This is a genomic window from Microbacter sp. GSS18, from assembly GCA_029319145.1.
Taxonomy (GTDB): Bacteria; Actinomycetota; Actinomycetes; order Actinomycetales; family Microbacteriaceae; genus Microbacterium.
In genome coordinates this window covers 2,385,117-2,405,061 of the sequence record CP119753.1, presented here as the reverse complement: position 1 = coordinate 2,405,061, position 19,945 = coordinate 2,385,117, and the positions used below count along the sequence as shown (strand labels likewise).

General features: G+C 70.9%; 21 protein-coding genes. 14 read left to right on the top strand and 7 right to left on the bottom strand.

The features are described 5' to 3' along the window. Positions 1 to 79: 79 nt before the first annotated feature. Positions 80 to 1,174 (top strand): methyltransferase domain-containing protein, encoded by a 1,095-nt coding sequence (locus P0L94_11105; GenBank protein WES63001.1) that lies wholly within the window; start codon positions 80 to 82, stop codon positions 1,172 to 1,174. A 109-nt stretch (positions 1,175 to 1,283) separates the two neighbouring features. After that, the gene (locus P0L94_11100; protein ID WES63000.1) at positions 1,284 to 2,114 is read left to right on the top strand and encodes an alpha/beta fold hydrolase; all 831 of its coding nucleotides are present in this window, start codon (positions 1,284 to 1,286) and stop codon (positions 2,112 to 2,114) included. Between the two features lie 36 nt (positions 2,115 to 2,150). On the opposite strand, the gene P0L94_11095 is transcribed toward P0L94_11100, so the two are convergent. Then, on the bottom strand, positions 2,151 to 2,774 hold the full coding sequence (locus P0L94_11095) for an HAD family hydrolase (protein ID WES62999.1): 624 nt from the start codon (positions 2,772 to 2,774) through the stop codon (positions 2,151 to 2,153). A 55-nt stretch (positions 2,775 to 2,829) separates the two neighbouring features. Here P0L94_11095 and P0L94_11090 point away from each other — a divergent pair, with 55 nt between their 5' ends. The 7 genes from P0L94_11090 (at position 2,830) to P0L94_11060 (ending at position 8,255) form a co-directional block, all read left to right on the top strand. Continuing rightward, a complete protein-coding gene (locus tag P0L94_11090) occupies positions 2,830 to 3,186 on the top strand; it encodes a metalloregulator ArsR/SmtB family transcription factor (protein WES62998.1) in 357 nt (118 codons plus the stop codon). Further along, complete coding sequence (locus P0L94_11085; GenBank protein WES62997.1) at positions 3,183 to 3,842, top strand: cation transporter; 660 nt, start codon at positions 3,183 to 3,185, stop codon at positions 3,840 to 3,842. Before P0L94_11090 ends, P0L94_11085 begins: the two co-directional genes overlap by 4 nt. A 369-nt stretch (positions 3,843 to 4,211) precedes the next feature. Further along, positions 4,212 to 4,853 carry a hypothetical protein gene (locus P0L94_11080; GenBank protein ID WES62996.1) on the top strand — a complete coding sequence of 214 codons (642 nt, stop codon included), beginning with the start codon at positions 4,212 to 4,214 and terminating at the stop codon, positions 4,851 to 4,853. 74 nt (positions 4,854 to 4,927) lie between these two features. Then, positions 4,928 to 5,767, top strand: a complete 840-nt coding sequence (locus P0L94_11075; GenBank protein WES62995.1) for a hypothetical protein — start codon at positions 4,928 to 4,930, stop codon at positions 5,765 to 5,767. A gap of 48 nt (positions 5,768 to 5,815) precedes the next feature. Further along, entirely contained in the window at positions 5,816 to 6,529 is a 714-nt protein-coding gene (locus tag P0L94_11070; GenBank protein WES62994.1) for a GTP pyrophosphokinase family protein, read from the top strand. A gap of 27 nt (positions 6,530 to 6,556) precedes the next feature. Continuing rightward, the gene (locus P0L94_11065; protein ID WES62993.1) at positions 6,557 to 7,762 is read left to right on the top strand and encodes a cation:proton antiporter; all 1,206 of its coding nucleotides are present in this window, start codon (positions 6,557 to 6,559) and stop codon (positions 7,760 to 7,762) included. A gap of 4 nt (positions 7,763 to 7,766) precedes the next feature. Next, positions 7,767 to 8,255, top strand: coding sequence for a hypothetical protein (locus P0L94_11060; protein WES62992.1), 489 nt, complete (start codon positions 7,767 to 7,769; stop codon positions 8,253 to 8,255). Here P0L94_11060 and P0L94_11055 read toward each other — a convergent pair. Further along, the gene (locus P0L94_11055) at positions 8,252 to 8,998 is read right to left on the bottom strand and encodes a hypothetical protein (protein WES62991.1); all 747 of its coding nucleotides are present in this window, start codon (positions 8,996 to 8,998) and stop codon (positions 8,252 to 8,254) included. The genes P0L94_11060 and P0L94_11055 overlap by 4 nt on opposite strands. A gap of 115 nt (positions 8,999 to 9,113) precedes the next feature. On the opposite strand from P0L94_11055, the gene P0L94_11050 reads away from it, so the two are divergent. From P0L94_11050 to P0L94_11035, 4 genes are read left to right on the top strand one after another with little or no spacing between them, the layout of a single operon-like run. Continuing rightward, entirely contained in the window at positions 9,114 to 9,734 is a 621-nt protein-coding gene (locus tag P0L94_11050) for a sigma-70 family RNA polymerase sigma factor (protein WES62990.1), read from the top strand. Continuing rightward, positions 9,721 to 10,191, top strand: a complete 471-nt coding sequence (locus P0L94_11045) for a hypothetical protein (protein WES62989.1) — start codon at positions 9,721 to 9,723, stop codon at positions 10,189 to 10,191. The genes P0L94_11050 and P0L94_11045 overlap by 14 nt, the downstream gene beginning before the upstream one ends. Positions 10,192 to 10,204: 13 nt before the next feature. Next, positions 10,205 to 11,764, top strand: a complete 1,560-nt coding sequence (locus tag P0L94_11040; GenBank protein WES62988.1) for a S8/S53 family peptidase — start codon at positions 10,205 to 10,207, stop codon at positions 11,762 to 11,764. A gap of 48 nt (positions 11,765 to 11,812) precedes the next feature. Beyond that, complete coding sequence (locus P0L94_11035; GenBank protein WES62987.1) at positions 11,813 to 14,287, top strand: CHAT domain-containing protein; 2,475 nt, start codon at positions 11,813 to 11,815, stop codon at positions 14,285 to 14,287. Positions 14,288 to 14,489: 202 nt separating this feature from the next. Here P0L94_11035 and P0L94_11030 read toward each other — a convergent pair whose 3' ends face one another. Next, positions 14,490 to 15,263, bottom strand: a complete 774-nt coding sequence (locus P0L94_11030; protein ID WES62986.1) for a LysR family substrate-binding domain-containing protein — start codon at positions 15,261 to 15,263, stop codon at positions 14,490 to 14,492. Positions 15,264 to 15,298: 35 nt separating this feature from the next. Between P0L94_11030 and P0L94_11025 the strand changes: the two genes are divergently transcribed. Further along, positions 15,299 to 15,697, top strand: coding sequence for a DUF1304 domain-containing protein (locus tag P0L94_11025; GenBank protein ID WES62985.1), 399 nt, complete (start codon positions 15,299 to 15,301; stop codon positions 15,695 to 15,697). 13 nt (positions 15,698 to 15,710) lie between these two features. On the opposite strand, the gene P0L94_11020 is transcribed toward P0L94_11025, so the two are convergent. The 4 genes from P0L94_11020 to P0L94_11005 all read right to left on the bottom strand — a co-directional run bounded on the left by P0L94_11020 (position 15,711) and on the right by P0L94_11005 (position 19,891). Next, positions 15,711 to 16,319 carry a thermonuclease family protein gene (locus P0L94_11020; GenBank protein WES62984.1) on the bottom strand — a complete coding sequence of 203 codons (609 nt, stop codon included), beginning with the start codon at positions 16,317 to 16,319 and terminating at the stop codon, positions 15,711 to 15,713. A 42-nt stretch (positions 16,320 to 16,361) separates the two neighbouring features. Beyond that, the gene (locus tag P0L94_11015; protein ID WES62983.1) at positions 16,362 to 16,769 is read right to left on the bottom strand and encodes a hypothetical protein; all 408 of its coding nucleotides are present in this window, start codon (positions 16,767 to 16,769) and stop codon (positions 16,362 to 16,364) included. Positions 16,770 to 17,016: 247 nt separating this feature from the next. Then, positions 17,017 to 18,390 carry an aspartate aminotransferase family protein gene (locus P0L94_11010; GenBank protein ID WES62982.1) on the bottom strand — a complete coding sequence of 458 codons (1,374 nt, stop codon included), beginning with the start codon at positions 18,388 to 18,390 and terminating at the stop codon, positions 17,017 to 17,019. A gap of 13 nt (positions 18,391 to 18,403) precedes the next feature. Beyond that, positions 18,404 to 19,891 (bottom strand): CoA-acylating methylmalonate-semialdehyde dehydrogenase, encoded by a 1,488-nt coding sequence (locus P0L94_11005; protein ID WES62981.1) that lies wholly within the window; start codon positions 19,889 to 19,891, stop codon positions 18,404 to 18,406. Between the last annotated feature and the right edge of the window lie 54 nt (positions 19,892 to 19,945).

Sequence of the window (19,945 nt, the reverse complement as noted above, 5' to 3'; positions counted from 1 at the left end):
GTTCGGCCGACGCGGCCGCCCGTCCCCGATTCCTAGCGTCGAAGACATCACGAGATTCTCGACAGCAAGGAGCATCCCCATGTCCACCACCGTTCTTCCCGAACCCGCCATCGCGGCCGTCACGGTCGACGCGTTCGCCGACCGCGTCGTGTCTGCTGCGCTCGGCTGGATGGACCTGATGGCCATCCACCTCGGCTCGCAGCTCGGCTGGTACCGCGCTCTGGCGAAGGCCGGTCCGCTGGATGCCGACGAGCTCGCCGCGTCCACCGGAACCAGTCCGCGCTATGCGCGCGAGTGGCTCGAACAGCAGGCCGCGGGAGGCCTCCTCGAGGTCGCCGGCGACGTCGACGCCCAGCCCCGGCGCTTCGCGCTGACCGCGCCGGCGGCCGAGGTCCTCATCGACGGCACGAGCCTGTCGTACCTCGAACCGCTCGCGCGCATGCTGGCCGCGTCGGGAGCACGCATGGACGAGCTCATCGACGCCTATCGCACCGGCTCCGGCGTCAGCTGGGAGCGGCTCGGGCGTCACGCCCGCGAGTCGCAGGCCGACATGAACCGGCCGTGGTTCGACGACATGCCGCGTGTGCTCGCCGACGACGAGCCGACCGCCCGTGTTCTCTCGCGACCGGGCGCGCGCATCGCCGACGTCGGCATGGGCTTCGGCTGGTCGTCGATCGCGCTCGCACAGGCGCACCCGGGGCTGACGGTCGAAGGGTTCGACGTCGACCACGAGTCCGTCGAGACGGCGCGGGCGAACGCCGCTGCCGCCGGGGTCGCCGACCGCGTGCGCTTCCACGAGGTCGACGCCGCTCATCTGCCCGAGTTCGGGCCGTTCGACGGCGTGTTCGCCTTCGAGTGCCTGCACGACATGCCCCACCCGGTGTCGGTGCTGGCGGCGGCGCGCGAGGCGCTTGCTCCCGGCGGCGTCGCGGTGATCATGGACGAGGCCGCGGCCGATCGGTTCGGCTCGGATGCCGACGAGCTCGAGCGGCTCCTCTACGGCTTCAGCCTGTTCGTGTGCCTGCCGGACGGGATGAGCCACGCCCCGAGCGCCGGCACCGGCACCGTCATGCGGGCCGACACCCTGCGCGGCTACGCGCGGAGCGCCGGCTGGCAGGGTGCCGACGTGGTCGTTCCCGAGTTCGGCATGTGGCGGTTCTACCGCCTGAGCTGAGGGCGTACCACTCCGGCCCCGGATCGTCGATCGGACGATCCGGGGCCGGCTGCCGCATCGCCTTGCGGCGCGAAGCACCGGAACGTCGACATGCTGGCACGATGGGCGGATGGCCGCGCACCACCTGACTCGGGAGTTCGTCTGGCGCGGGCGCACCGTGGCGTGGGACCGCCTCGGCTCGGGCCCGTCTCTGGTGCTTCTGCACGGCACGCCGTGGTCATCGGCGCTGTGGCGGCCGATCGCGGAGGCCCTCGCGCCCCGGTTCACGGTGTACCTGTGGGACATGCCGGGCTACGGCGCCTCGTCGATGCGGCCCGAGCACGAGGTCGATCTGGGTACGCAGGGCGAGCTGTTCGCCGACCTGCTGGAGCACTGGGGCCTTGAGCGCCCGCATGTCGTCGCGCACGACGTCGGCGGCGCCGTGGCGCTGCGGGCGCGGCTCGTGCACAGGTCGCGCTACTCGTCGCTGTGCCTCGTCGACGTCGTCGCCCTGTCGCCGTGGGGCTCACCGTTCTTCACACTGGTGAAGCGTCACGCCGACGTCTTCGCGCAGCTGCCCGCGGCGGTGCACCGGGGCGTCGTCGAGGCCTACATCCGCGGCGCGAGCCATCGCGGGCTGCGTGACGACGACCTCGCCGCGCTCGTCGAGCCGTGGACGGGCGACGCCGGCCAGGCCGCCTTCTATCGTCAGATCGCGCAGGCCGACGAGCGCTTCACCGACGAGGTCGAGCCGCACTACGCCAGCCTCACGGAGCCGGTGAACATCGTGTGGGGCGCCGAGGACACGTGGATTCCGAGCGATCGCGCGGCGCGGCTGGGCGACGCGATCCCGCACGCGTCGGTCTCGCTCATCGCCGACGCCGGACATCTGATCCAGCTCGACGCGTCGGCGGCGCTCGCCGCCGAGCTCACGCGGTGGACCGACGCCGTGTCCCGCTGAACGCGGTCGCGCTGCGCGCCGGCGGACGAGGAGCGCTCAGTCCGCCAGTGCGCGTGTCAGGTCCTCCAGCGAATCCAGGCGGATGTCGGCCGCTGCGACGTCCGGACGCCGCGCGTGGATGTGCCCCCAGGGCCCGCGGCGCAGGAACGCGGTGCGCAGGCCGGCCGCGCGAGCGGGAAGGACGTCGTTGTCGAGCCGGTCTCCGACGTACAGGATCTCGGCGGCGTCGAGCCCCGCAGCCGCCGTCGTCCGCTGGAAGAACGCCGCCGAGGGCTTGGCCACGCCCCAGGCGGCCGAAGAGGCGATGAAGTCCGCCTCGATGCCCGCCGCGCGCAACTGCACGTCGACCCCAGCCGGCTGGTTGCCGGCCATGCCGACGCGGAGCCCGTGCGCCGCGACCGCACGAACGCAGTCGACGGCATCCGGGTACAGATCGACGTCGTCGATCGGCGGCGCATCGGGCGGAGCGACGCCGAGCAGGTCCCAGACCTGCCGGTGGTCCTCGTCGCGCTCGATGAGCGCGCCGAGCGTTCCCATGAGTGCGAACGGCGTCACCCCGGCGCGGCGGGCCTGGACGATCCACGACCGGGACTCGTCGACGAGCGTCTCGCCGACATCGAACACGACACCGCGGATGCCGGAGGGCAGCCTCTGAGTCATCGTCCGATGCTCCCATGCCCTCGCAACAGGTCAGTCACCGCTGTATATTCAGCCCATGCTGACCATTGCCTCGAAGCTCGACGTCATGAACCGGCTCGGCCGGGCCATGGCCGACCCGACGCGCTCCCGCATCCTCGTGAGCCTGCTGGACCGGCCGGGTTACCCCGCGACGCTCGCGCGGGATCTCGAGCTGACGCGCTCGAACGTATCGAACCACCTGGCCTGCCTGCGCGACTGCGGCATCGTCGTCGCCGAGCCGGAGGGACGGCAGACCCGCTACGAGATCGCGGATCCGCACCTTGCCCGGTCGCTGACCTCGCTGCTCGAGGTGACCCTCGCGGTCGACGAGAACGCGCCGTGCATCGACGACGCCTGCCCGGTGCCGGGATGCTGCGACCAGGCGGCCTCGTGAGTACGCCGATCACCGACGAACGACGGGCCGTGCTGCACCGGCGCGTGCGGTGGATCGTGGGTTTCACGATCAGCTACAACGTGCTCGAGGGCGTCATCGCCGTCACCGCCGGCGCCGTCGCCTCATCGGCCGCCCTCATCGGGTTCGGGCTCGACTCGTTCATCGAGGTGCTCTCGGCGGTGGCCGTGGCGTGGCAGTTCACGCGCAAGGACCCTGAGCGCTGGGAGAAGCCGACCGTCCGCGCCATCGGGATCGCCTTCTTCGCGCTCGCGGCCTACGTCACGATCGACGCGGTGCTCGCCCTCAGCGGCGTCGAACCGGTGGAGCACAGCCCCCTCGGCATCGGGATCGCGGTGGCGAGCCTCGTGGTCATGCCGGCGCTCGCCTGGCTGCAGTTCCGCACCGGCCGCGAGCTGGGCTCCAAGAGCGTCCAGGCCGATGCCAAGCAGCTGCTGCTGTGCATCTATCTGTCCGGCACCGTGCTGATCGGCCTGCTGCTCAACTCGCTGTTCGGGTGGATGTGGGCGGACTCGGTCGCGGCGCTCGTCGTCGCGGCGCTGGCCGTGCGCGAGGGCGTCGAGGCGTGGCGCGGCGATGTCGAATCGCCCATGGAGATGTTCGAGGAGATGTCCGAGGAAGGATCGGAGGTGACCTGATGGACTGCTGCGACCCCATGACCTGCCCGCCGGAGCTGTGCGACGAGGACTGCTGCTGATCGCCGGAAGCACCTCACATGTCGCGGGAAGAACGCCCGCACGTATCTGGTGGTGCCCATGGCGGCTCCTCTCCGGCAACGCACACACTCCGACGCGTGCTGCCGATAAGAGGCGAACGACATGGACGGCACACACGGGCAGGCACCCGTCGACGGCATGGCACATCCTGCCCGGAAGGGTGCGGGGATCGTGCCACGTGCGCGAATCTGGATGATGGCCGTCGTGGGGGCATCGGCACTGGCTCTCACGGCATGCGGAGCGGCTCCCGACGGCGGTGGCGCCGTGCCCTCGTCCAGGGAGACCCCGGCCGTGGAGTGTGCGACCGCGGAGCACCTCGACACCTGCCTCCCCGGCATCGTCTCCGGACTCGCCGAGCTCGACTTCTCGACCGCCGAGCGGGACGAGCGCATGGCGGCGGCAGCACGGTGGCTGCGGTGGCGCGAGATGCCGACGATCGATCTGTACGCGCAGTGCCTCGAGCAGGCGGATGAGGACGGATCGATCTGCGTGCCGCGCTTCGCTGCGGCACCGCTGTGCGGCCCGTCGTTCCCGCTGTCGCCCGAGGACGCGGTCGGGGTGGCGCTGCGCAATCCGCACATGCGCGATCTGTGGACTGCTGCGACCGAGACCGAGCGGCCCGTGCCCGCGATCCTCGAGCATCGGGTATGCGACCTCCTCGAGAAGACCGAGGAGCAGATCCGGCGAGAGAACGCTGCGGAGCACTACGCGCTGACGGAAGACCAGCTCGAGGCCTTCCGTGACGAGCTGGATCTCGATCTGCGTCGCCTTCGTCACGACCTCCCCGCCGCCGGCGCCGGAACATTCAACGCTCAGCAGGTCGACCGCCTCGCGCAGACCGTTCGCAGCATGAGGTCTGCGCCGAACGAAGCGGTCAGGCAGCAGGCGGCGCGGCTCAACGCGATCGTGATCGCGCTTCGAGGCCTGTTCTGACCTTCCCGGGAGCAGACGCGTGCACTCCGCCGTCTGTCTGGCAGGCGCGGGCGCGCGAGCGCCAGAATGGACGGATGCCGCACGAGCACGGGGCCGAAGACCTCGACGCCATCGCCGCCGAGCTGTACGCGCTGCCGCCTGCCGCGTTCACCGCGGCGCGGAACGCGCGGGCGGCCGCATCCGCGCCCGAGCTCGCGCGCCGCATCCGGGCGCTGCGCAAGCCGGTCGTCGCCGCGTGGGCCGTGAATCTCCTTGTGGCCGACGGTCAGCTGACGGAAGCGCTCGACCTCGCCGCCGCCCTGCGAGAAGCCCAGGACGACCTCGACGCGGTCGAGCTGGCGAAGCTCGGGCGCCAGCGGCGGCAGCTCGTCGCGGCGCTCGCCGCGCACGCGGTCGAGCTCGCCGCCGAACACGGGGTCACCGTCAGCCCGCCCGCCCGCGAGGGCGTCGAGAAGACCGTCAACGCCGGGGTGATGGACGCCGCCGCTGCGGCCGCCGTCAGCACCGGCCGACTCATCGCGCCGCTCGAGGCGGGCGGCTTCGAGCCTGCCGACCTCGCCGCGGCCGTGGGCGGGACGCTGCCGGGAGCCGAGACGCCGCCACCGCGCGACGACCTCGCCGAGCGCCGCGCGCGTCGCGCGGCCGAGAAGGCCGCGCGAGAGGCGGAGCGGGCCGCGAACGCCGCGGGGCGCGAGCTGGCGGAGCTGGCGGCGCGGCGCGACCGCGCGCGCGAGCGCGCCGCGCATCTGCGGGAGCGGATCGACGACCTGACGCGGGACCTGGCCCGCCTCGAGGCCGATCTCGGGTCCGTCGAGTCCTCGATCGCCGACCTGGACCGCGCGCACGCGGCGGCTGCGGCGACGGCACGCGACACGCAGCGCGCCGCCGAGCGGGCGCGATCGGCGCTGGAGTGACCGCGCACTCACAGGACCTTCGTAGACCCGCGTCCTAGGGTGTCGGGCATGGCAGTTCCCGCCGTCGCCACCGACGACGCAGACCCCGACAACACGCCGATCACCTTCACCGCCCACGAGCTGCGCGAGCTCCGTCTGGAGATGCAGCGCTTCCTTCTGGAGTACCGGTTCGGGATGCAGGAGATCGAGACGAAGATCTCGATCCTGCGGGAGGAGTTCCTGCAGACGCACGACTACAACCCGATCGAGCATGTGACGTCGCGGCTGAAGTCGACCGACAGCCTGCTCGAAAAGGTGCAGCGCAAGGGTGTCGAGGCGGACCTGCCGTCGATCCGTCGGCACATCACCGACGTCGCGGGCGTGCGGATCACCTGCAGCTTCGTCGCCGACGTCTACCGCCTGTTCGATCTGCTCGCCGAGCAGGACGACATCCGGGTGCTCCACGTCAAGGACTACATCGCCGAGCCGAAGTCGAACGGCTACAAGAGCCTCCACGCGATCCTCGAGGTGCCCGTGTTCCTGTCGACCGGGCGCATCGAAGTGCCCGTCGAGGTGCAGTTCCGCACGATCGCGATGGACTTCTGGGCGAGCCTCGAGCACAAGATCTACTACAAGTACGACCGGCGGGTTCCCTCGGAGCTGTTGGACAGCCTCAAGGACGCCGCCGAGACCGCGGCCGAACTCGACACCCGCATGGAGCGGCTGCACCGAGAGATCCGCGGCGGGGCACCACGGCCGACGACCGGCGTCATCCAACTCTGACGACGCGGCCGCCACTACGCTGAGCGCGTGGAACAGCACGTCGCCTCCCTGCTCGCGATCGCCCTCCTGGCGGTGCTCGCGCCACTCGCGGCTCGGGGGATCGGCCGGTGGGTGCGCGTCCCGGTCGTGGTCTTCGAGCTCGCGCTGGGGATCCTCGCGGGCCCGAGCCTGCTGGGTCTGATCCAGCCGGGCGAAGTCGTGGCGACGTTCAGCGAGTTCGGGCTCGCGCTGCTGTTCTTCGTCGCCGGCACCGAGATCCAGGCGAGCGCCCTGCGCGGACGCACCGGCCAGCGAGCGTGGATGGGGTGGCTCGTCAGCGTCATCGCGGGCGTCGCCGTGGGCTGGCTGCTGCTCCCGGGCGAGGGGGCGATCATCATCGGCATCGCGCTGGCATCGACGGCGCTGGGCACCCTGCTTCCGATCCTGCGCGATGCCGGAGAGCTTCAGACTCCGTTCGGAAAGGCCGTGAGCGCGCTCGGCACGGTGGGGGAGTTCGGGCCGCTCATCGCGATCTCGGTCTTCCTGGGCGGACGCAATCCGGGACTGGCCACGCTCGTGCTGCTGCTGTTCGCCGTCATCGCGGGCTTCGCCGTGTGGTTCGCGATGCGCGTGCCGCAGGGACGACTGCACGAGATCGTCGGCGCCACGCTCCATACGTCCGGTCAGTTCGCCGTGCGGGCGATGTTCCTGATCATCGCGGCGCTGGTGGCGCTGAGCATCGTGCTGGAGATCGACCTGCTCCTGGGCGCGTTCACCGCCGGTGTGGTGTGGCGCCTGGCGATGCGCGAGGCCGCGGAGCACGACCGGAATGCCGTCGAGAGCAAGGTCGAGGGCATCGCCTTCGGCTTCTTCGTTCCGATCTTCTTCATCTACACCGGCGTCACCTTCGACCTCCAGGCGCTGATCGACGATCCGCGCCTGCTCGCCTATGTCGCGCTCGCGCTGCTGGCGCTGCTGGTCGTGCGCGGCATCCCGTCCACCATCGTGGCCGAGCCCGGGGCGACCCTGCGCGAGCGCGCATCCCTGCTCCTCATGGGATCGACGGGCCTGCCCATCATCGTCGCGGTCACCTCGATCGGCGTTTCCGAGAAGATCCTCACCACCGCACACGCCGCGATCCTCGTCGGCGCCGGCATGCTGTCGGTGCTGATCTTCCCGCCGATCGCGATGGGGCTGCGCGGTGAGTCGCCGAGTCGCTCCGGCGCGTTCCCGCTCGAGGACGACGCGGCATGACGTCATGACGGATGCGTTCGCCGCCCTGTTCGCCGATGCCCGAGCGCGTGTGGCGGGGACGCCGCGCGAGGCGCTGGGAGAGCTCGTCCACCCGCGCCGCTTCCTCGGCATCCCGCGCGCCGAGCGCATCGTGCCGCGCGGCACCGCGTGGCACCTGGGGGCGCTGCTGCTCACCGACGACGCGGTCCTGGCCACCGGCGACATCGTTCGGGCGCGACAGGAGGTGCGGCGGGGCTACACCGCGGACGCGCAGCGACGACGGGCCGAACGCGCGGCCGCGGCGCGCCGGGGCGGGTTCGCCGAGGGTGAGACGGTGCACGTCGGGTGGCGGGTCCTCGACACCGCGGATGCCGGCGGCCCGGCATCCGATCCTCTGGGCCTGGTGGACGGGGTGCCCAGCGTTCGCTGGAGCGCACAGGGCGGCTTCATGCCCCTGTCGGCATACCTCGACGAGCGGATCGCGCTGCTGCGCGAACCGCCGGCCGGGACCTAGCGGCCCGGACCGAACCGCTTCGCGAACGCGCGCAGCAGGCGCGCCGGTTCGGTGACGGATGCGGCGCGCACGCGGCCGGCCACTTCATCGAACGCCGCCGAGTCGAAGTAGCCGTCGTTGCGGTAGACGACCATGCGCGCGACGAAGGCGTCGGCGGTGGGCTCGGGGTGGAACTGGACGGCGTACAGACGGTCGCCCACACGGTAGGCCTGCACGGGGCATCCGTCGTTGTGCGCGAGGTGCACGGCGCCGGGGGGAACCTCGCTGCTGCCCTCTTTGTGGGCGGTCAGCGCCGAGAACCGGTGGGCGAGCAGGCCGAAGAGCGCGTCGTGCGCAGCCTCGCGCGTGAGCTCGATGCGGGCGGGCCCGGTGTCCTCGGGGAAGCCGCGGGTGACTTCGCCGCCCAGCATCCGCGTCACGATCCCGATGCCGTAGCACGTGAACATCGCCGCGGGACCCGAGCCGTCGGCGACGCCGGCGGCCACGCGCTCGAGGGCCGACTCGACCCGCAGCTGAGCGTCGGTCTTCGTATGCTCGGGTTCGGTGACGTTGAACGGACTGCCGCCCACGACGAATCCGCTGTACCGGTCCAAGGCGTCCTCGGGCAGGGGCTCGCGCACGAGGTCCAGATGGTCGAGCTGATCGTGATCGAGGTTCATGGCGGTGCGGAACGACTCGTACTCCGCGTCCGCCGCGTCACGCTGCGGGCGCGCACACAGGTACAGCATCGGCGCGGTGGGCATGCGTGAAGTCTAGGTCGTGCGCCGTCCAGGCGACGAGACGGCCGAAGGTTTCTCGATCTGCGTGTATCAGAGGGGGTCTACCGCTCTCTGTACCGGTGTGGACACAATGGGCGCCATGACGAATGCGGAACCAGACGCATCCGTCGGCACTGGGGAACCGGCACGCTGGGAACGCGCCGCTGAGTACTTCCTGCGCTGGCGGGAGGGCGACGCGCGCGCGATGGACGACCTCGTGCGGCTGATGACACCGACGCTCTGGCACGTCGTGCGGGCGTACGGGCTCGACCGGGCGCTCGCCGAGGACGTCGTCCAGACGACGTGGATGACGCTCGTGCGTCGCCATGAGTCGATCAACGACCCGCAGGCGGTGTCGGGCTGGCTGACGGTCTGCGCGCGCCGCGAGGCGTGGCGGGTCGGCAAGCAGCACCGGCGAGCCGATGCCACCGAGGCCGAGTCCCTGGAGCCGCACCTGCCCGCCCAGGAGTCCGCCGAGCAGACTGCCGCCACCGACGACGAAGCCCGTCGGCTGTGGCGCGCGGTGGCGAAACTCAACGAACGATGCCAGCGGCTGCTGCGGATCGTCGCGTTCGACGAGCGACCCGACTACGCGCGCATCGCCGAGGACCTCTCGATGCCCGTCGGGTCGATCGGACCGACGCGGCAGCGCTGCCTGGCCAAGCTCCGGACCGAACTCGAGGGTGCCGGATGGGGAGGCGACGACGATGAAGAAGGATGACTACGCCGCTGACGCGGCGCTCTTCGCACGAATGCGCGGGGCATGGGAGTCGATCGACCCCGTGCCCGAGGACCTCGCGGACCGGATGGTCGCTGCGGTCGCCGTGGAGGACGTCTCGCGCGAGTACGCGCTGCTGACCCTCGTGGAGGGGGCCGAGCTGGGCGCGGTCCGCGGCGACGCGGACACCTCGACACTGCAGTTCAGTGACGGCACGACGAGCGTTCTGCTGCACATCACCGCGACCGAGCTGGGCGCGCACCGCATCGACGGATGGGTCGACGGCGACGTGCTCGCGATCCGTCTCGTGCAGGGCGAGCACGACACCACTGCCGCTCAGAGCGAGCAGGGTCGGTTCGCATTCGAAGACGTCAATACCGGCCTGTGCCGGGTGCGCCTCGTCGTAAAGGGTGGCGACGGGGAGCTTCAGGAGTTCCAGACACCGCAGTTCGAAGTGTGAGAGGTGAGAAGCGATGACGATCAACGACGATGTGAACCAGGAGCCGCCGCCTCCGGATGACGGCGGCCAGAACCCTCCGCCTCCGGGCGGTGGGGGCGGCGGTCGTGCGCGGCGCATTGCCCGAGTGGATGCCGCAGACGAACTGGTCGGGCCCGGCGACGAAGTCATCCCGGTTCAGCCCACGTTCTACGTGCTCGACGAGCTCGTGATCGATACCGAGAAGGCTCCCGGAGCCTTGGAGTACCTCCAGACCCGCGCACGCGAGGCGGGATGGTCCGCCGACGCAGAACCCAACTTGTCCAGCATCGAGGTCTACGGCGAACCGGAGGAACCTCTTCCCGCGATTCGGGTCAAGCTGAAGATCCCTCCCGGGGCGTGGCCGCCGCCGCCCGCCCCTGACGCATGGCAGCTGCTGCGGCAGGCCTTCGCAGAGGGTCGGGCCACGGGAATCGGACTCAACCACGTGGGCACATTCGACTCCTACGGAGTAGGCCCGTACACGGCGAACCCCTACACCGCGAACCCCTACACCGCGAACCCCTACACCGCGAACCCCTACACCGCGAACCCCTACACGGCGAATGTGCCCACGGGCATCGGCAGCTATGCCGTGCTCGGATTCGGCGCGCGGCAGCCGGTGACCTACGTCGGCCCGAAGCCGAAGGACGCAGGGCCCGACGGGCCGGTCGTCGCGGTGTTCGACACCGGCCTGGGGACCCACGACTGGATCGACAGTTCCGTCGAGTCCACCGTTCAGCCCCTCGGATTCCCGCTGGACGCCGGGCCGGAGAAGGACGCGAGGGTCTCCGAACCTCCCCTGCAGGGCAACATCGACGCCGCCTCCGGTCACGGCACCTTCATCGCGGGGCTCATCCGCCAAGGATGTCCGGATGCGCGCATCCTGCCTGTGCGGATCGCCGCCGGCGACGGTGTGATCGAGGAGGCCGATCTGCTGCAGGCACTGAAGAACCTGCGGACCTACATGGAGGCAGGTGGCCGGGTCGACGTGCTGAATCTCTCGTTCAGCTTCTACCCGGAGACCGGCAGCGCGTTTCCCGGGGCACCGGTCGAGGCCGTCCTCTCGCACATCCGCAACAAGCTCGACTGCGCAGTGGTGTGCTCCGCGGGGAATGGGGCCTCCGACAAGCCGACGTTCCCGGCATCGCTCGGCTACACCGTCGCTGTCGGAGCGCTGAACCCGCCGGGCGACTCGATCGCACTCTTCTCGAACATCGGGGACTGGGTCGACGTCTATGCACCCGGAGTGTCCCTGGTGTCGACGCTGCCCCCCGACTTCGAGGGCAGCGTGCAGGCCGGCATGTGCGACGAGACCGAGACCGACATCGCGACGGGCAAGAAGCTCCGGCGAACCACACTCGACATCGACGACTTCGGCGGCGACAATGCTCCGGGTGGCGGCGGATTCGCGGTGTGGAGCGGCACGTCGTTCGCCGCGGCGGTCATCTCGGCGGCCGTCGCCTGCGAGCAGTCCGCCGGAACCGCCGCCACCACGGGAGGGCTCGTTGCGAACGCCCTGGCGCCGTACGAGGACAACACGAGTTTTCTCGTCTGAGTCCATGAACGGTTTCGGACGAGGTGACTCTCGCGCCATGCTGGGGGCATGGCACTCTCGGCGGAGGAGCTGTTCGCGCGTGGGCGCGCCGATCTGAATGCCGGGAGAGCGGCCGCAGCACGGCGCAAGCTGACCCAGGTCGCCGCGCGCACCGAGGATCCGGACCTCGGTGCGCGCGCCGCCGGGCTGCTCGCGGCCCTCATGAGCCGGCACGGCGAACCGCAGGCGGCCGAGGCGCTGTGCCTCGAGGCGCTGGCCCGCCCGGGGCTGTCGGTGAAGACGAAGGCGATGCTGGAAGGCAAGCTCGGCCTGTTCGCCCTCGAACACGGCGACTTCGCGTTGGCGATCAGCCGCTACGACAGCGCGCTGGCGGGCATCGGCGACGATCTCGAGGAGCGTCCGTCGATGCTGATCAACCGTGGCGTCGCACTGATGCGGTCGGGCAGATACGCCGCTGCACGCGCCGACGACGAGGAAGCCGCGAGGTACTACGCCGAGCGTGGCGACGATGTGCCTCTCGCCATGGCCGTGCATAACGGCGGGTACACCGCCTTGCTCGAGGGCGACCTCGTCCAGGCGCTCGAGTCGATGTCCGAGGCCCGCACGGTGATGGAGCGGGCTTCCGCGGTGAACGCGGCGATCGGCGAACTCGACCGCGCCGAAGTCCTGCGCGACGCCGGTCTGGCCACCGAGGCCGAGCAGGCCCTGGAGCGGATCGTCGGAGTGTTCGGGGCGAACCGGATGCCTCAGGCCCGAGCCGAGGCGGAACTGCATCTGGCTCGCTCCCTTCTGTCACACGATCCCACGCGCGCCGCGAGAGTCGCCTCCGATGCCGCCCGCCGATTCCGGCGGCTCGCGAGCGAGGGCTGGGCCGTGCGCGCCGATGCGATCCGGATCCGGGCCCAACTCGCCGTCGACGTCTTGACGGATCCGTACCTCGGACGCCCTGCCCAGGCGGCGAAGGGAATGCCCGGGCGTGCCGAAGTGCACGAGACGGTGACGTCTCTTCGCGCCCACGGCATGCGTGCCGACTCCGCCGCGCTCGACTTCAGCGCCCGGCTGCGCCCCGCCTTCGACGACGGTGCGCCGGTGCGTGCGCCGCGCGACTCTCCCATCGACGTCCGTCTTCTCGCCCACCGTGTGCGGGTGCGGCGGTCGCTCTCGGCCGGAAGGCAGGCCCAGGCGCGACGCCAAGCGGCGCGTGCCGTGGACGAGCTCGCGCGCTGGCAGAGCGCGTTCGCGAGCCTCGACCTGCAGAGCGCCGTGACCATGCACGGAATTCCGCTCATGGCGGCTGCGATCGCGTCGGCGGTGGGTTCGGGACGTCCGGAGCTGGTATTCGAGTGGGCGGAGCGCGCGCGCCACTTCATGCTCCGTACCCGTCCGGTGAGGCCCACGCAGGATGCTGACGCATCCGCTGACCTCGCCGAGCTGCGCGCCCTCAGATCCGAGGCGGGGAGTGCTGATTGGCTCGCGAGCCCTCGTGCCGCGGAGCTGTACCAGCGCCTCCGGCAGCGGCAGTGGAGCGGGACGGCGGCGGGCGGAAGCGAAGACCAAGTCGCGATGGGTGAACTCCAGGCTGCGCTGGACGACGAGACGGCCGTGCTGTCCTATGTGTGGAGTGCTGAGCGCGTCGCCTGCGTGGTCGTCACCGCCCGGGATGCACGGCTCGTGTCGATTCGCGATTGGCCGGGGATGCGGGCTCTCCATTCGGGCCTCCGTGCCGATCTCGACATGGCCGCATCGATCGTCGCGGGACCGATGGCCTCGGTGGTCCACGCGACGCTGGAGAGCCGACTCGTCGGCATCTCGCGCGAGTTGGTCGATCCGGTGCTGGCCGACGTCGATGCCAAGCGGATTGTGATCACCGCGCCCGCTGTCCTGAACGGGATGACATGGAGCATGCTCCCTGCCCTGCGCGACCGGGTCGTCACGGTGGCCGCATCGGCGACTCAGTGGCTGCGTCATCGAGACGAGGTGTACGACAATCACCTGCCGGGATTCGCGCTCGGGCCGCTCGTCGCCCGCGGGCATGAGGAGCTTCAGCGCGCCGCCGCGGCGTGGGACGCCCCGACGCTGCTCGCCGATACCGGGGCGACGGTCGATGCGGTGACACGCCTCGCATCCGAAGTCGACGTCCTCCACGTGGCCGCGCACGGCAGGCATGCTGCCGAGAACCCGCTCTTCTCGGGTCTCGAACTGACCGATGGGGTGCTCTTCGGATACGACATCGACCGCGTTGCGGCGGTGCCGCCGGTGGTCGTGCTGTCCGCGTGCGAGGTGGGTCGTTCGTCGGTGCGCTGGGGCGAAGAGGCGATCGGCATGACACGGGTGTGGCTGCACGCCGGCACGGCCTGCGTGATCGCCGCGCCGGTCGTCGTCGCCGACGAGGTCGCGTGCGAGCTGCTGGGCGAGATGCACGTGGGGCTGGCCGCCGGAGAAGCCCCGGCGGTCGCACTCGCGGGGGCGGCTCGGCGGACCGGCATCGTCGCGCCCTTCCAGGCCCACGGCGCGGGGTTCTGACCGGTCCGCGGATCTTCTGCCGGAAGTTGTATCACCCGCACTCCCGGCTGCTCCTTCATATCGGAACCGCTCACGCAGCCGGCCGATCCTCACGGACGACGGGCACTGGGGGCAGGGGGACCACTGGGGGCGCTTCGGGGGCGTCGGGTCCTCTGAGCGGGTCCGGGGGATGTCGCAGAGACCCAGGTCGGCGACATCCCCCTCACGTGCGCGAGGAGTTCGCGGTCCGTCCCCGGACGATGCCGATGAACGTCTCGACCAGTTCCGTCGTGCGCTCGGCGGGCCATGCCAGCGCGACCGTCGACGTCGGCCCCTCGCGGAGCGGCCGGTACTCGGTGTCCTTGCGGTGATGCAGGCGGGCGAGCGACATCGGCACGATGACGACTCCGACCCCGGTGGCCACGGTCGCGATGGCCTGCGCCGTGTCGTCGGGAGCGTCGAAGCGGGGAGCGATGCCGCCGGGCACCTCCAGTGACAGCACGTCGTCACGCGGGACGATGATCACCTCGCCCGCGAGATCGGCCGCTTCCAGTTCGTCCGCGGCGGTCAGGTGGGAGTCCTTCGACGCGACGACGACCGTGATCTCGTCGTAGAGCGGGATGCTGTGCATGCCCGCCTCGTCCAGCGGCAGGCGCACGAGGGCGGCGTCGACCTCGGCCTCGCGCAGGGCGCGGCCCTGGTCGGCGACGGCGATGGGCGTCAGGACCAGTTCGACGTCCGGCATCCGGTCGTGCCAGATGTCGATCCACTTGCCGGGGGTCGCGCCGGGGATCGCGCCGAGCCGGAACGGCCCCTCGGGGGCGACGGCCGAGGCATCCGGACGCTGCTTTCCCGCGCGCGGCTTCGTCGGGGCGGGGCTCCGCCCGCCGGTGCGACCCGAGCCGGTTCGGCCCGAGCCGGAACGGCCGGCGGCGCCGCTGCGCTTGGCGTTCCCGCCGCGCGGGGGCTTGCGTGGGCCGCCGCCGCGTTTCGCCATGCCGCCCAGCGTAGTCCGGGCGATATGGTTCGCTCATGATCGCGATCATCGCCACGGTCTTCGCCGCGCTCGCGGCCCTCCTGCACGTGTACATCTTCGTGATGGAGAGCGTCCAGTGGTCGCGTCCGGCGATCTGGCGCCGTTTCGGCGTTCCGGACCAGTCCTCGGCCGACATCACGCGGCCCATGGCGTACAACCAGGGCTTCTACAACCTTTTCCTCGCGATCGGGGCGACCCTCGGCATCGTGCTGTTCTGGGCGACCGGGCCCGACACGGCCGCCGAGGTGGCCGGGCGCACGCTCGTGCTGTTCACGCTCGGCTCGATGGCGGCGGCCGCGCTCGTGCTGATCACCACCGGCCGGAAGTACCTGCGTGCGGCGCTCATCCAGGGAACACTCCCCATCATCGGGTTCGTCCTGATGCTGTTCGCCTGACCGTCGCGGCGGCTCAGAAGCAGGACGTCCATTGCCCGGCGCCGGCCGACCGGGCAGCGGCCTCGGCATCCGCGAACACCCCCGCGTAAAGGTCGTTCGGCTCGACGCGCAGGGCCTCGGCGGCGCCGGCATCGACGAGCTCGTGGTTGACGAAGACGCCGTCGGGAGTCCACAGGTACAGCAGCACGCGGCCGTAGCGGTCGTGCCACTCGGCATCCGGCGCCGCCAACAGCGTCGCGCCCTCGGGTGCCAGGGCGCGCAGCGCATCCGTCGCCTCGGGCCCCCAGCACTCCTCGTCGGGATACGTCTCGGGAGTGTCGATGCCGATGAGGCGCACCGACACCGATTCGGTGCCCGGCATCACCGGATTCGGGTCCTGCGCGTGCGCCTTCACGGTGTCGCCGTCGATGACGGAGGTCACGGTGATCGCGAACGCGTCGGAGGGCGGACCCGGGACCGCCGCGGACGGCGGCTGCGCGACAGGCGCTGAAGGGGCGCTGCCCTCGAGCGGCCCGAGACGGTCCGTCAGCGCCAACCACGCCAGCGCGATGAGCCCGACCGCCGCCAGTGCAAGGACCGCGCCGACCCCGCTGCTGCGGCGCCGGCGCGCGGTGCTGATCACATCGGAACCCTATCGGGACGCGCCGACCTGCTGCGCTCGCCGTCAGGCCGCGTGACGCTCGCCGCGGCGGTCCGTCGCGACGCGCTCGCCGTCCTCGATGCTCTCGTCATCGCCGATGAGCGAACCCACGGCGACCTTCGCGCCCGCGCCGACGTAGGCGCGGATACCGATCTTCGCGCCGGCGCCGATCGCGGCGCCGGGCCCGACATGAGCGTGCGTTGCGATGTCGGCGTCCGGGCCGATGACCGCATCCGTCTCGATCCACGCGCCGCGTCCGACGTGAACGCCCGCTGCGATACGAACCCCCGGTTCGACGTACGCTCCCGACTCCACCGTCGCGGTCGGGTGCACCTTGGCCCCGTGCGCGATCAGACCACGGCCGTTGGCGTGCTTGCGGTAGCGCAGCGTCTCGCCCCGGTCGTTCTCGATGTCGACGTAGTTCTTGCCCACAGTCCCCTCCTGCGGCCCCGCGCGGGGCCGGGTACAGAAAGAACGCGGCGTGTGCCGAATTCATTCCCCGGAATCGATCCTTCCTTGGTGAATTGTTCCGGCCGACCATGACATTCGGATGCACCTTGCGGAGATCCCCTGATGCAGATAAGAAACGGCGGGGATCCCGGGCGACACGGCGGTCCCGGAGTCGGGACCGCCGTGTCGCGGAGGATCCCCGCCGTTTGCGACGGTGGGACGCTGGGGTCTAGTCGACGTGGCGGTCGGCCGAGGCCAGGGCCCGGTCGATCACGTTCAATCCGCGGACCAGGTCGTCCTCGCCGATCACGAGCGGGGGCGCCACGTGCACGCGGTTGAAGTGCGTGAAGGGCCATACGCCCTCGCTCTTGCACGCGGCGGCGATCTCGGTCATGGGCGCGGCGTCCTTCCCGCTCGCGTTGAACGGCACCAGCTGCTCGCGCGTTTCGCGGTCCTTGACCAGCTCGATCGCCCAGAAGAGGCCCCGGCCGCGTACGTCGCCGACCGACGGGTGGCGCTCGGCCATCTCGCGCAGGCGGGGCTCGACGACGCGCGCGCCGAGATCGCGCACGCGCTCGAGGATGCCGTCGCGCCCGAAGACCTCGAACGTCGCCACGCCGGCGGCGCACGCGAGCGGGTGGCCCGAGTACGTCAGGCCGCCCGGGAAGGCGAGCGTGTCGAAGTGCCCCGCGATCCGGTCCGAGATCACGACACCGCCCAGCGGCACATAGCCCGAGTTCACGCCCTTCGCGAAGGTGATGAGGTCGGGCGTGACGTCGAAGGCCTGGAAGCCGAACCACTCGCCGAGGCGGCCGAAGCCCACCATCACCTCGTCCGCGATGTAAACGATGCCGTACCTGTCGCACAGCTCGCGGACGCCAGGAAGGTAGCCGGGCGGCGGAACCAGCACGCCGTTGGTGCCGACGACCGTCTCGATGATGATCGCGGCGATCGTCGACGCGCCCTCGAGCACGATCGTCTGCTCGAGGTGCTCCAGCGCGCGCTGCGTCTCCTCCTCGACCGACGACGAGTGGAACGCCGAGCGGTACGGGTAGGGGCCGAAGAAGTGCGCCACCGAGCCGTCCGCCGGCTCGTTCGGCCACCGTCGCGGGTCGCCGGTCAGCGTGATCGCCGTCGAGGTGTTGCCGTGGTAGCTGCGGTACATCGACAGCACCTTGCGGCGGCCGGTCACCAGACGGGCCATGCGAACGGCGTTCTCGTTGGCGTCGGCGCCGCCGTTGGTGAAGAACACCTTCTCGAAGCCGTCGCCTGCGACCGCGGCGATGCGGCGGGCGAGCTCACCCCGCACGTCGTTGGCCATCGAGGGCTGGATCGTCGCCAGACGTCCGGCCTGGTCCTGGATCGCCTGCACGAGGTCGGGGTGCTGGTGGCCGAGGTTGAGGTTCACCAGCTGCGAGCTGAAGTCCAGGTAGGCGTTGCCGGCGTAGTCCCAGAACGTCGCTCCGTCACCGCCGGCGACCGGCAGCGGGTCGATGAGGGCCTGCGCGCTCCACGAGTGGAACACGTGCGCGCGGTCGTCGGCGCGCACACGGGCATCGGCGTCGAGGTCGGGCGTGACGCCGGGCTGCTCGATGAGGGTCATGGGAGTCTCCGGATCAGTGGTTGCTCGGGAAGCCGAGGTCGACCTGCGACGGGGTGTGGTCGGGCCAGCGGGTCGTGACGACCTTGGACCGCGTGTAGAAGTGGATCGATTCGGGGCCGTAGATGTGCGAGTCGCCGAACAGCGAGTTCTTCCAGCCGCCGAACGAGTAGGCGCCGATCGGCACCGGGATCGGGACGTTCACGCCGACCATGCCGACCTCGATGTCCACCTCGAACTGGCGCGCGGTGCCGCCGTCGCGGGTGAAGATCGCGGTGCCGTTGGCGAAGGGGCTGGAGTTGATCAGCTCGACGGCCTCGTCGTACGTGTCCACGCGCACGACGGAGAGCACCGGGCCGAAGATCTCGTCGTCGTAGACCTTCATGCCGGGCTTGACCTGGTCCACCAGGGACACGCCGACGAAGAAGCCGTCGCCGTCGAACTGCTGCGCCGTGCCGTCCACGACGACCTTCGCGCCCTCTGCCTCGGCGCCGGTGACGTAGGAGGCGACCTTGTCACGGTGCTCGCGCGTGATGAGCGGGCCCATCTCGCTCGCGGGGTCGGTGCCGTCGCCGATCGTGAGGCCCTTGACGGCCGCTGCGACCTTCTCCACGAGGGCGTCGGCGACCTGGTCGCCGACCGCGACGAGCACCGAGACCGCCATGCAGCGCTCTCCGGCGGAGCCGTAGGCGGCGGAGACGGCGGCGTTCGCTGCGCCGTCCAGGTCGGCATCCGGCATCACGACCATGTGGTTCTTCGCGCCGCCGAGTGCCTGCACGCGCTTGCCGTTCGCTGTGCCGCGCTGGTAGATCGCCCGGGCGACCGGCGTCGAGCCGACGAAGCTGACGGCCTTGACGTCGGGGGAGTCCAGGATCGTGTCGACCGCGACCTTGTCGCCGTGGACGACGTTGAGCACGCCGGCGGGGAGCCCGGCCTCTTCGAAGAGCTTGGCGAGGTACACCGACGCGCTCGGGTCCTTCTCGCTGGGCTTGAGCACCACGGTGTTGCCGCAGGCGATGGCCGACGCGGTCATCCACAGCGGCACCATCGCGGGGAAGTTGAACGGCGTGATGGCGCCCACGACGCCCACCGGCTGCTTGATGGAGTGCACGTCGACGCCGCGCGCGACCTGCTCGCTGCGCTCGCCCTTGAGCAGGTGCACCAGGCCGGCGGCGAACTCGACGTTCTCGATGCCGCGGCTGATCTCGCCCTTGGCATCGGAGAGGACCTTGCCGTGCTCGCGGGTGAGGATCGCCGCCAGCTCGTCCTGGCGCTCGATCAGCAGCTGGCGCAGGCGGAAGAACACGTCCGCGCGCTTGACCAGGCCGGACGAGCGCCACGCCGGAAGCGCCGCCTTGGCTGCGGCGATGGCCGATTCGACCTCGGCCGCGTCGGCGAAGGCGACGTCGGCGACGACCTCTCCCGTCGCCGGGTTGTACACCGGCCCGGTGCGGTCGGCCGAACCCGTCTCGGTACCGTCGATCAGGTGGCGGATGAGCGTCATCGTGTTCCTCTCGGAGCTGTCCGGACAGATCGACCGGGCATCGTCTAGGCTTGG